Origin of the sequence: Pseudodesulfovibrio sp. zrk46 (genome assembly GCF_012516435.1) — a bacterium.
GTDB lineage: Bacteria > Desulfobacterota > Desulfovibrionia > Desulfovibrionales > Desulfovibrionaceae > Pseudodesulfovibrio.
Genome location: NZ_CP051216.1, coordinates 120,470 through 133,144, shown reverse-complemented (window position 1 = coordinate 133,144; position 12,675 = coordinate 120,470). Strand labels below are relative to the sequence as shown.

Annotated in this window: 8 protein-coding genes; 3 read left to right on the top strand and 5 right to left on the bottom strand. The window is 55.4% G+C overall.

Translation table 11 applies throughout. The annotated features are described in order from the left end of the window. The first annotated feature begins 6 nt into the window (after positions 1-6). A complete protein-coding gene (locus tag HFN16_RS00635; RefSeq protein ID WP_168888858.1) occupies positions 7-3,339 on the top strand; it encodes an ATP-binding protein in 3,333 nt (1,110 codons plus the stop codon). Positions 3,340-3,402: 63 nt separating this feature from the next. After that, positions 3,403-5,286 (top strand): AMP-binding protein, encoded by a 1,884-nt coding sequence (locus HFN16_RS00630; protein ID WP_247648392.1) that lies wholly within the window; start codon positions 3,403-3,405, stop codon positions 5,284-5,286. A 74-nt stretch (positions 5,287-5,360) separates the two neighbouring features. On the opposite strand, the gene HFN16_RS00625 is transcribed toward HFN16_RS00630, so the two are convergent. The 5 genes from HFN16_RS00625 to HFN16_RS00605 form a co-directional block, all read right to left on the bottom strand. After that, positions 5,361-5,903, bottom strand: a complete 543-nt coding sequence (locus HFN16_RS00625; RefSeq protein WP_168888856.1) for a peptidylprolyl isomerase — start codon at positions 5,901-5,903, stop codon at positions 5,361-5,363. A gap of 19 nt (positions 5,904-5,922) precedes the next feature. Continuing rightward, positions 5,923-7,170, bottom strand: a complete 1,248-nt coding sequence (locus HFN16_RS00620) for a glycosyltransferase (RefSeq protein ID WP_168888855.1) — start codon at positions 7,168-7,170, stop codon at positions 5,923-5,925. Positions 7,171-7,312: 142 nt separating this feature from the next. Continuing rightward, the gene (locus HFN16_RS00615; RefSeq protein WP_168888854.1) at positions 7,313-7,687 is read right to left on the bottom strand and encodes a response regulator; all 375 of its coding nucleotides are present in this window, start codon (positions 7,685-7,687) and stop codon (positions 7,313-7,315) included. Positions 7,688-7,855: 168 nt separating this feature from the next. After that, a complete protein-coding gene (locus HFN16_RS00610) occupies positions 7,856-9,004 on the bottom strand; it encodes a hypothetical protein (RefSeq protein ID WP_168888853.1) in 1,149 nt (382 codons plus the stop codon). 140 nt (positions 9,005-9,144) lie between these two features. Continuing rightward, a complete protein-coding gene (locus tag HFN16_RS00605; RefSeq protein WP_168888852.1) occupies positions 9,145-9,387 on the bottom strand; it encodes a hypothetical protein in 243 nt (80 codons plus the stop codon). Between the two features lie 156 nt (positions 9,388-9,543). On the opposite strand from HFN16_RS00605, the gene HFN16_RS00600 reads away from it, so the two are divergent. Next, positions 9,544-12,537 carry a sigma 54-interacting transcriptional regulator gene (locus HFN16_RS00600; protein ID WP_247648391.1) on the top strand — a complete coding sequence of 998 codons (2,994 nt, stop codon included), beginning with the start codon at positions 9,544-9,546 and terminating at the stop codon, positions 12,535-12,537. Positions 12,538-12,675: the final 138 nt, after the last annotated feature.

Sequence of the window (12,675 nt, the reverse complement as noted above, 5' to 3'; positions counted from 1 at the left end):
AGAGGCTTGAAACGCTGGTTGGCATTCATAGTTCTGATTATCTGCCTGCTGCCGTGCATTGCGGCGGCTGAGGTGGATATTCGGGTCGGTTATTATGAAGATGCCCCTCTCTCGTTTCGTGGGGACAAAGGCAGGCCTCAGGGGCTCAGCATCGATATCCTGCAGGAGATCGCGTCCCAGTCCGGTTGGAAGCTCCATTTCCGCCGGGGCAACCGCAGCGATACTTACAATTGGCTGGCAAGTGGCGATGTGGATATCGTCGCTGCTTTGCCGTTCAGTTATGACAATGCGGACAAGTTCCGCTTCACCACCCATTCCATCATCGCCGACTGGGGAGCGGTGTACGTCTCCCATCTGGCCGTCAACAACATCCAGGATCTGGAAGGGCGGTACATCGGCGTGGTCAAGGGTGATCCCAACGCCGATGTCTTCAAGAATCTGGCCGGTAGTCTTGGTACCGGTTTTACCCTGATCCAGTTCGACAGCTATCACGATGTGTTCCGGGCCATTGCCAATAAGTCCGTGGATGCCGGTATTGCCAATCGACTCTACGGTCTGGGCCATTCCGAGAGTATGGGCGTACACGCGTCCACTGTGCTCTTCAATCCCGTGAGCATCCGCTTCGGCGTGTCCATGGTCAGCGGGGAAGGGCTGTTGCAGGAGCTGGATGCGCATCTGGGCAAGCTCAAAGAAAATAGCCGCTCTGCCTACTATATTGGTCTGGAAAAGTGGTTGGCTCCGGTTCGTTCTTTCGATCTTCTTACCGATTCACCCTATCTGGTAGCCGGCATCGTCCTGCTTGTTACCGTGCTGCTAGTCGGTGGCCTGTGGTTGTGGCAACGGCTAACGCTGACGTCCTCGGAAGTTTCTCGCCGTGAAGAGGAACTTGAAAAGGAAACCAAGGTCAGAAAGCGTGCACAGGTCGCCCTGTGGGAGAGTGTGGAGCGCCACCGCGCCATGTTCACCGACAATATGTTGCCGCAATTGCTGGTTAACGGTGCGCGCCATGAAATTGTAGAGGTGAATCCGTCTGCCGAGTCTTTTTACGGTTATCCTGCCGGGGCGCTGATCGGGATGAGTCTCTTTGATGTCAATGCCGAGCCCCTGCCCAAGGTCAAACGATACCTTCAGGAAATCAGTCAGGGGCGCAACCGCCTCATGGCCAAACACCGCCTCGCTGGCGGCAGGGTTCGTGATGTGGAGCTTTTCATCAGTACGCTCTACATCCATGAAGAAATACATAACTTTATCACCGTGGTGGACGTGTCCGAGCGTGTGGCCGCGGAAAAGGCCCGGATGGAAAGTGAAGAACGCCTCGACCAAGCGGTCAAGGGCGGTGATCTTGCCTTCTGGGATTGGGATGTTGTGACCGGTTCCATGGTCTTCAGCGAACGCTACGCCGAGATGCTGGGGTACACCTTGTCCGAGCTGGGCGATACCTATGACGACTGGTTGGTCCGACTGCACCCTGAGGATTATGATCAGGTACAGGATGACATGCGCCGTGCGCTGGAGAACGAGAACACCAGTCTCAACCAGCAGTTCCGTCTGCGTACTCGTAGCGGGGAGTGGCGCTGGTTTTCTTCCCGTGGTCGTGTGTCCCAGCGGACAGAGACCGGCCAGCCTTTGCGTATGACCGGTGTTGCCTACGACATCACGGCGCGCAAGGAGACCGAGAACCGTCTGGCCAGTATCAACGAGTGTATGCTGGAATTCGGCTCTGTGCCGGATGAAAACATTACTCGTCTGACCTATCTGGCGGGGCAACTGCTTGGCGGCAGTGTCGCGTTTTACTGTCGCGCACGTCAGGCCAGTCTGGTGACGGTAAGCGCCTGGAACATGGAAGAGCATCTGGGGTCCGAAGTGGTGTCCGGGCACCTCTCTCATGATCTGATCGGGCGCAATGTGGAGGGCATGTATGTCGTTCGCAAGTTGCAGGAATCCCGTTTTGTCCTGACCGATCCGGACGTGGAAGTTCTGGAGGCCGAGACCTATGCCGGGCATGTGGTGCGTGTCGACGGGCTCCCAGCCGGTGTACTGAGCGTCTTTTTCAAGGATGACTACGAGCCTTCCGCAGTAGATGAGCGGCTTATCGGTATTATCGTGGCCGCCATGCGCGTGGAAGAAGAGCGGAATCACTCCGGTCAGTTACTGGTGGAGGCCAAGGAGGCCGCAGAATTGGCCAGCCGGGCCAAGAGTGAATTTCTGGCCAACATGAGCCATGAAATCAGGACGCCCCTCAACGGTATCTTCGGCATGCTCCAGTTGGTGAACGAAACCGAACTCAATGACGAACAGCGCGACTTTGTGGCTACCGCACTTACTTCGGGGCGCAGCCTGTTACGCGTCATCAATGACGTCCTCGACTTCTCCAAGATGGAAGCCGGGATGCTCATTTTGGAAGAAGAGCCGTTCGATTTCCGTCATATGGTCAATAGCGTGCTCGATAACTTCACGGTTCAGTCCAGTGATAAGCAGCTTGATATGAAGGTGGAAATCGCCGAGGACATGCCGCAGATTATCATTGGTGACGAGGCGCGTATCCGGCAGATTCTGTTTAATCTGGTGGGCAATGCCGTGAAATTTACGCCCAAAGGCAGCGTGACCGTGGAGTCATGGAAGCTGCCTCCAGTTGCAACGGGCGAACCCATGCGGCTTTTCATCACCGTGTCCGATACAGGCATTGGTATTCCGGACGATATGATCGAGTCGGTATTCCGCGCATTCTCACAGGCTGACGGTTCCTACACCCGTCGTTACGGTGGTACTGGCCTTGGCCTCGGCATCGTCAAGCGGCTCGTCGACCTCATGGGCGGTGAGATTGCCGTGGAAAGCGGTGGCGAGCGGGGGACGAGAATCCACCTGTTTGTGAAGGTGCAGGCCGGACTCGGTGTTCCCATGACCGACGATCTGCCTGCGTCAGTAGCTATTCAGGTCGAGCCTTTGAATATCCTTTTGGTGGAAGATGAGCGGGTCAACCGCATGTCCGTGAAGCGTCATCTGGAGAAGCTCGGCCATACGGTCACCGAGGCAGTGGATGGCCTTCAGGCGCTGGAATTGCTCAAGTGGAACGATTTCGATGTGACACTCATGGACATCCAGATGCCCAACATGGATGGCCTGAGCACTACCCGGGCCATCAGGGAGTATCCCGAGTACATTGCCCGGGCTGATATGCCTATCGTGGCACTGACGGCGCATGCCATGAAAGGGGACCGGGAGAAGTTTCTGTCAGCGGGCATGGATGATTATTTAGCCAAGCCGGTGGAGTTCGTGGACCTGGTCGGTGTTCTCTCCCGCCTCTCCGCTGCCGTGCGTAAACGGAAAACAGATGCTTGACGCCGTAGCCTGAGATGATATGGCTCTTACGCGCATGCAGCGCATCATCTTTTGGAGGACCGCGTGAACGATCAGATCAAGACTCTCAAAGACCTGCTGGATAGCTCCGTAGCCCAGTACGCCGAAAGGAAAGCCCTCAGCTTCGTGGGCGACGAACCCATGACCTACGCCCAGATGCAGGCAAAGGTTCGTGACCTCGGTATCATGTTGGCCGGCTGCGGGATTAAGCCGGAAGACAAGGTCGCCATTATCAGCGAAAACATGCCCAACTGGGCCATTTCCTATTTCGCCATCACCACCATGGGTGCCATCGCGGTTCCTATTCTGCAGGAATTCCATCACAGCGCGGTGCATCACATCCTCCGCCACTCCGAGGCCAAGGTGGTCATCGCTTCGGAACGTTACATGGAGAAGGTGGAAGGGGAGAACCTGCCCCATCTCAAGACGGTCATCTGCATGAACGACCTGTCCATCATCAATGAGGACGCTCCCAAGACGACCTTTGATGAAGCCGTGGACACCGCTCGTGAGCGTTTTGAAGAACTGGGCGAAAAAGCCCGCAAGTTCATTGACAGCGAAACCGAGAGCAAGGCTGTCGAGAACGCCAGGGATAAGTTCGATGAGCTGGGCGAAAAGGCCCAGAAGCTCATGGACAAGGTCGATGATGACACTAAGGCCAAGATTTCCGGTGCGGTAGACACTGCCCGTTCCAAGTTCGGCGAATTCAGCCTCAAGGCACGCAAGTTCTTCGATAGCAAGACCGGTAAGGTGTTTGTTCTTACCAAGGACAGCGTGGCAGTGATCCTCTACACTTCAGGCACCACTGGTCACTCCAAGGGCGTGGTTCTGACCCACGGCAATCTGGTCGCCAACGTTATCGCGGGTATCCAGACTATCCCGGTTTACAAGGAAGATCGTTTTCTTTCCGTGCTGCCCATGTCCCACACCTACGAATCTACGGTGGGTACGCTGGTTCCCATTCACTGCGGTTCTTCCATCCACTACCTGCGTCGTCCGCCGACTCCTACGACCTTGTTGCCCGCCATGCAGAAGGTTCGTCCAACCGTCATGTGTGTGGTCCCGCTGATCATCGAAAAAATTTACAAGAAGCGCATCAGGCCCAAGCTCAACCGTAAGGGTGTGGTCGGCAGCTTGCTCAAGATCGGTGCAGCCCGTCGCAAGGTCTCCCAGATCGCAGGTGGCAAGCTCATCGAGGCCTTTGGCGGCGAACTTCGCTGCATGTGCATCGGTGGCGCAGCCATCGCTCCTGAAGTGGAGAAATTCCTGAATGACGCCGGTTTCCCCTACGCCATCGGCTACGGCATGACTGAAACCTCGCCCTTGCTGGCAGGTACTCGTCCCGGCAAGCAGCGCCTGCGCGGCATTGGTCCGGCACTCCCCGGCATCCGCCTCAAGATCGAAGATCCTGATCCGGAGACTGGTGAAGGCGAAATCCTCGCTAAGGGACCCAACGTCATGCGCGAGTATTACAAGGCTCCCAAGGACACTGAGAACACCTTCACCGAAGACGGCTGGCTCAAGACCGGCGACCTCGGTGTGTTTGATGACGACAACTACCTCTATATCAAGGGGCGCCTCAAGAACGTGATCATTGGTCCCAGCGGTGAGAATATCTATCCCGAAGAAGTGGAAGCGATCATCAATACCTGTGATCACGTCATGGAATCCCTCGCCTACGAAGATGATGGGAAGCTGGTGGCCAAGATTCACCTCAACTATGACGCGCTGGATGAAGAGTTTGGCGTGGGTAACATGATTGAATCCGAAGTCCGCGCCAAGGTGCAGAAACTGCTGGAGGACATCCGCAAGGAAGTCAACTCCAAGGTCTCCACCTTTGCCCGTCTCACTCGTGTCATGGAACAGCGTGAACCGTTCGAGAAGACACCCACTCAGAAGATCAAGCGATTCCTCTACCTCAACAAGTAGTTGAATCAGTATGGATAATGAAAAGGCGCGCTCCATATGGAGCGCGCCTTTTTTTGTATCTATCGCAGCTGCGGCTAGTAGACGTCAGCTGCAATGCGCATGCGCACGATGGCGTCGGGGTCTTTCACCATGCCGTTCTGCCCACGGCCTTTCTTGATCTTGTCCACGTGCTCCATGCCGGAGACGACTTTGCCCCAGATGGTGTACTTGCGGTCCAGGCTGGGAACGCGGGTGAAGCAGATGAAGAACTGGCTGTCAGCGCTGTTGGGGTCATTGGCGCGAGCCATGGCAGCAGTGCCGCGCTCAAAGGGGACACGGGAGAATTCAGCAGGCAGTTTTTCGCCGGAGCCGCCCATGCCCGTGCCGGTCGGATCGCCGCCCTGTGCCATGAAGCCTTCGATGACGCGGTGGAAGACCAGTCCGTCATAGAACTTCATACGGACGAGTTCCTTGATGCGTTCGACGTGTTTGGGTGCCAGTTTGGGGTACATTTCAATGATCACACGGCCGGTGGGAAGGTCCATGAGCAGGGTGTTTTCCTTGTCCATCGCCAGGCCGGGAGTGGCCATGATCAGGGTGAGGACAACCGCAAATAACAGATTCTTGATGCTTTTCATTTGTAATCCGGGTTGAGGGTTACTTGAAGCGACCAGGGCCGTCCTTGGCCGCCTGAGCCAATAGGTTGAGATGCACGGGCAGACACTTGCTGAGACAGTACTTGTCCAGAATGGTCTGGCGTGCGTTTTTTCTGAGGTCAGTGAGAGAGTCCTGCCTGTTCAGGGCAAAGATCACGGTCTTGGCGATCTTCTCTGATGAATGGAAGTCGGTGAGCAATCCATTCTCGCGGTGACGAAGCACCTCTCGTACGGGTTCGGTGTTGGAGCCAACCATGAGACAGCCGCAGGACATGGCCTCAAGGAAAGACCATGAGAGCACAAAGGGCCATGTCAGGTAAATATGAGCCGATGAGGCCTGAAGAACCTGCTTGTAGAGGCCGTACGGCAGGGGGCCGGTGAAGTGGACGCGTTTTTCGTCCACCTTGATCTTCTCGGTCATCTCCTGCTTGTAGGTGCGTCCGTCGGGCAGCTTTGCGCTGTAGCAGACACGGTCTTCGCCCACGATGAGCACATGGCAGTCGGGGCGTTCTTCCAGAATGGCAGGCAGGGCTTCATAGAACTGCGGGAACCCGCGGTAGGGCTCCAGGCCACGGGAGCAGTAAGTCACCAGTTCCTTGGCTCCGGTCAGGTCGGCATTGGGCAGGTCCAGTTTTTCAATGGGGAGCCTGCCGCCTTCTGCCGGAGCGAAATATTGGGTGTTGATGCCGTCATGTATCTGGGCGATCTTTGGCTGAAATTCAGAGGGGAATTGGGAGCGCTGCCATGCAGTGGGTGTAATACCGTGGCGGCATGCCACCAGATCGTGGAGGATGGCGGTGTTGCGCAGACGCAGTTGGGCCAGTTGCCCGTCACTGCGGCGGCGTTTGTCAAAGGTCGTCTCCGGGCTGTTCGCATTGTAGTACCACTCGAAGTAGCCGATGAAGGGCGTGTCCGGGTAGACATCCCTCAGGAACATGGTCTGCCCCCATCCCGAGTGGCCGATAATGACGTCTGGAATGAATCCTTTCTTTTTGAGTGCATTGCAGGTGCGGACCATGCCGACGCCGTGGCGAATGGCTTCCTCGAAATTGTTGACGAGCGGGTAGTGCGGGGATTCGGGGAGTTCGCCATCCGGTTTGAACAGCACCTTGTTCACTCCATCAATGAACCACTCCTTGCGCAGATTCTTGGTGGCAAAGACCACCTTGTTACCGGGCGTACGGCCAAGGTATTCGGCGACATGCCGGAACTGGGCGGGGAAGTTATTGTGAGTGATGAGTATGTTCATGCGTGTTCCTTGTACTCGACTACGGACCGGATGCGTTCCCTATACATAGCATGGGATACCCGGCAACCGGGGAGAGCGCAACCTTTGCGCAAAAGAAAGCCGCCTGCGTTTTCGGCGCAGGCGGCTGATTTGGTTCGGGATGCTATTCCTTTTCTCCAAGGCAGCGTCTGATGTAGCTCTGAAGCTCCGCCCGGTCGAGGGGCTTGGCCAGAAAGAGGGTGGCCCCGAGTTTCAGGAGATTGGAAATGTCGTTTACACCCACCACCGCGGACATGATGATAATGGGGAAGTCCGTGAACTGCTGGTCCCCCCGGATGGTCTTGATGAGCTGCTGCCCATCCATCTCCGGCATCATGATGTCGGTGAGAAGCAAGTCAAAGTCGTTGCTGGCCGTGAGCGCTTCGTACGCATGCTTTCCATGCGGGCTGATGAACCCGACGTGGCCCATTTCCTCTACTATCTTGAGGGCAAGTTTTTGGGAAATTCTGTCGTCTTCAGCGATGAGTACCTTGGCCATCCTGTCCCCTCCTGACACTGTTCAGTTCCGATGCCCGACTTGCTGCGAGTGATCCGGGTGAGTCTCTTAGGTGTCTATTCACTATGCGCCAACTTTGACCAAAAATCAAAGCAATGGACAATTATAATCAATGAATGTTGTGTTTTTTCAGAAAAAAGTGAGAACCGCTTAGAAGTATTCCCCAATTCGGAAATACAGCGCCTTGGAGTCTGGTCCGAATGCTGCTTCCATTCCCATATACATGCGTTGTTCCTCGGAGATGAGATAACGGATGCCCGCGCCGCCAGTGGGGATGACAGGGCGTTTGTAGAGTTCTTTGGGAGATTCGCCGATCCAGCCCAGTCCGCCAAAGAGGTTGGCGGCCCATTTTTTGGATATCTCATATCGGGCTTCGGCCTGAATGGAAGCGGATTGCTTGTCGATATACTGGGCGTAAGGAAAGCCGCGAAGATGCAGGAACGGCATGTCGAAAAACGGTGTGCTGCCCGTGGACAGGTTCAGGTCGGCCCGGCCTGCCAGTACGAGCCTGTCGGTGGGGGACCAGTAGTGGTTATAGTTCATTTCCGACTTTGCGTAGGTAAGGTCTCCGCCCCAGACATCCCTGTAGTCCATGAGGGAGAACTCGAACTTGCCGCCCTTGGTGGCATAGACGCTGTGGTCAGTGGTGTCCCACTCCCCGGCCAGTCCAAAACCACCGGTGGTGAAGCTCTGTTTCAGGTCCGGCAGCTTGTTATGCAGTTCAGACAGATTGAAGCCGAGGTGCCAGTTGAAGAGTTTGTATCTGGGACCGATGAACCAGTTGTCCGAAATCTTCGCGAGAAAGGTTGGCTGAAAGGCCGTGATGTTGGCGGTATACTTGATGGGTCTATCGCGGAGGATGGAGTCATCGCCGATGCCATAGAATTTCAGGTTGAACTCTCCGTAGCCAAGGAGAGCTGTGCCTCGGAATTTGTCGTTAGCGTAAAATCCTTTGTGGAATCCACCGACAGCCCAGCTTCTGTTGGTCGAGAGCATTCCCGCGACGCCTGAAATTGAGTGGCGGGTGGCGTTGTTCTCTCCTTGGCTATCATTCCCGAAATCATCTTCGGGGTGCATGTACATGCCGACACCAATAATTCCCCCGCCCAGAGTAGGGTTGATCATGGGAACTGGCGCGAGGACGATTCTGTCGGTGAATGACTTGCCGGTTTTCTCTGCTACTGCTGACGTGTCCTCCATGGTTTCGAACCACATGGCGTCGCCTTCGGCAAAGCTGACGGTCGGAATGACGAGTGTCAGCAGCATGAATGTGAGAAAAGTGGAAAGCAACCGTGTCATGCATCAACCTCTATGCTGTGCATATAGTGGAGATATGGATTTGTACAAGTTCGTGCTGAAGTGGATGTGTTGTCTTCAAGGGGGCGTTACAAAAAAGCCCCGGTGGTTAGGCCGGGGCAGTCTCGTCGGCGCGTGGCCGGTTATGCTTTTGCAATATGCATGATGTCGCCAAATTCACAGGTCACCGTGTACTCTCCCTGAGCGGTTTGCACAGTGTATGCGTTGCCCGGGAACAGTGTGGTGGCCGGTGAGAAGCTGTCGTTGACCATGATGTCTTTAGCTTCGCCGTTGGATTCGAAACGGACCGTTGTTCCGTCTGCAAGAGTGATGATCTCACCGTGATGGACGTCAACCGGAAGATCGGATTCAGTGTAACTTGACATGATTTCTCCTCCTTTTGCCTTATGCTTAAATTTTTCCCTCACTTTTCCCTATACACCTATGTCATGAAAAATGACAGGAGAATCGGATATGAACCAGCTAGAGGGGGCTGGTTATCAGTCCACAAGTGATGTATGGGTGTTTTCAGGAGATTTTCAGTGAGTTCTATCATTCTTGTTGCAGACAGCGACGAAAACATACGCGCACTTGTCAGCGATCTGTTAACGGCCAAGGGATACCAAGTCCGGACTGTTGCAGATTTGCCTGGCGCTGTGGATTTCATGCGGCAGGAAGAACCGGATCTTGTCTTTGCTCAAGCCGGGGCATCGGATGAGATCGCCAACTTAAGGTCCACGGCGCTCAAGCAGGGCTACGACGTTCCGGTGATTCTGTTGGTGCCGGCAGATATGGACCGCCCCGGTGATCTGGTGCAGCAACTGGGAGTAATGACATATCTCCTGAAGCCCGTGGATCGAAATCGTCTGGAGATGCTTGCCCGACGAGGTGTCGCTTACAAAGCGGACATGGTCCGTGAGCGCAAGTGCGTGCATGAACTCGGGCTGGTTAGAAATTTCCTTGATGCTCTTATCAACACCGGAGACGAGGCGGTCTTTCTGCTGGACGCAGAGGGTTCTGTCACCCGTATCAATGAAGCCGGCGCAGGTCTGATTCAGACCTCTGTGGATGAAGCCGTGGACAATGACTACCTGACGTTGCTGCCCAGCCTGTCGGCGTCCCTCCAGAAAGAAGCCATTGCCAAGGCGCGTTCCACCAATTTGCCGCAGCGGATTGAGGAGTATCGCTCCGGTGCGGTCTATATCACCATGGTTCGCCCGGTCGAGAATGAGGACATGCAGGCCGGGTTTGTCGTGACCACGCGTGACATCACAGCCCAGCGTCGATCCGAAGTGGGGTTGGCCGAGAGTGAGAAGCGGTACCGGTCTGTATATGAGGCGGCCAGGGATGCCATCATCATGTTTGATCGCAATGACGGCACGATTCTGGACTGCAACGCGGCTGCCCGGCGCCTGTATGGATACTCCACTGAGGACATGCGCAAGTTGTCCATCCGCGATATTTCCGATGAGCCAGAACGCTCCATGGAGGCCGTGCGAAACGGCGTGGAGCGAGTGCCACTGCGCTATCATAAGCGTAATGGCGGCACGACGTTTCCCACTGAAGTCACCATGAGCCATTTCGTCCATGACGGGCGAGAGGTGACCACGGCCTTTGTTCAGGATATTTCCCAGCGCAAGGTAGTTGAAGAGGCCCTGCGAGAAGGTGCGCGCCTATACCGGGCCGTTGTCGAAGACCAGACCGAGTTGATCTGCCGCTATAATCCTGACGGACGGCTTAACTTCGTTAATGGCGCTTATGCCCGCTTCTTCGGTGTGGATGAAGATGACATCATCGGACAGGAGTTTTTTCCGAAACTTGCGCAGGACGAGCGGCGTGATCTCAAATCGTGGTTGCAGGATGCAGGCCCCGGCAAGCCGGTATTTGATCGCGAGCAGCATGTAAAACGTGCTGATGGCGAGGCCCGTTGGATACTGTGGACCAATCGTGTCATTCTCAACCACCGGGGAAAGGTTGTTGAGATTCAGGCCGTAGGACGTGACATCACCGAGAGAAAAGATGCCGAGCAGGCGCTGGATCTCGCCACGGCGGAGAAGGAGCAGTACCGGCTCAATCTGGAAGCCACATTCCGCAGTATTCCTGATGCCATTCTGGCTGTGGATAACATGTTCAATATCATTGCCACCAATAGCGCAGCGGGAACCTTGCTCAGTCTTGACCGGGACCGGGTGCAGGGAGTGGATTATCAGGAAGTTGCCGAGCCCGGGAATCCCTGCCTGAGCGTGCTCAAACAGGTCCTTCGATCCAACAAGGCCGTTCGCAGTTATGAGGCTGAATTGGATGTGCCGACCTTGGGACAGCGTACGGTAGAACTGAACTGTACACCGCTCATCGATCAGAACAAGCAACACACCGGTGCGGTTCTGGTGGTGCGCGACGTTTCCCGTATAGCTGATCTGGAGAAACGGCTGCACGAACGCCACGGTTTCCGTGGGATCATCGGTCGAAGCTCCAAGATGCAAGACATTTACAAGCTGCTGGAGCAGCTCTCGTCGCTGGATTCCATCGTGCTCATTCTGGGCGAGTCCGGCACCGGTAAAGAGCTGGTGGCCGAGGCCCTGCACTATGGCGGTTCCCGTGCTGGAGCCCCGTTGATCAAGGTGAACTGTTCGGCCCTTTCCGAAAGCCTGTTGGAAAGCGAACTTTTCGGGCATGTCCGTGGCGCGTTTACAGGCGCGGTGCGTGACAAGGTCGGGCGTATTCAGGCAGCCCAGGGCGGTACGTTGTTCCTTGATGAAATCGGCGACATATCTCCACTTATCCAGCTGAAGCTGTTACGTTTTCTGGAGCAGAAGGAATACGAGCGTGTGGGCGAGTCCAAGACCCACTCCGCTGACGTTCGCATCATCGCGGCCACCAATGTGGATCTGCGTGAAGCTGTTCGTCTGGGAACATTCCGCGAGGATCTTTATTACCGTCTCAACGTCATGCCCGTGCTGTTGCCACCGCTTCGGGACAGACAGGCGGATATCCCCCTGTTGACCGACCATTTCCTTGAGATCTTCTCCGGTCTGTTCAACAAGGCCTTCAAAAAGGTGTCGTCCGAGGTCATGGATCTGTTCATGAGCTATTCCTGGCCGGGTAATATCCGAGAGTTGCGTCATATCCTTGAACATGCCTGCATCCTTTCCCCGGGCGGGGAAATCATCGCCAATTATTTGCGCCGTGATCTGGTAGATCAGATGCGTGCTTCTTCCATGGTCGCAGCTCCGCAGCACCATACTTATGGGGCGCAGCCTGCCTATGCACCCCCTGCCCAGCAGGCGTATCACCCGGCCCCGACCTATGCCCCCCATGCGCCTGTTCCTCAGGCCGGTGTGCCGCAATACGCTCATTACACTCCTGAGTCGGTAGACTACCCTCATCCGGTTGTTCCGGTTCGCCGGGTGGACAAGGAGTATGTCCTCGAAGCGTTGGCTCAATGTGAAGGCAATAAGGCCAAAGCTGCCCGCATGCTCGGCATCCACAGAGCCACCCTCTATCGCAAGCTCAAAGCGTGGGGACTGGATAATTAGTTCCAGTCATTGAATATCTCAATCCTTCCCTGATTCTCTCTTTGTATTCCGCCAATATTAGGACGGATTTATAATCATTATAAAAGGTTGATATGATGCAATGGCTTCGTGCTGTTGGTAAGGTGAATGGAACCCAAA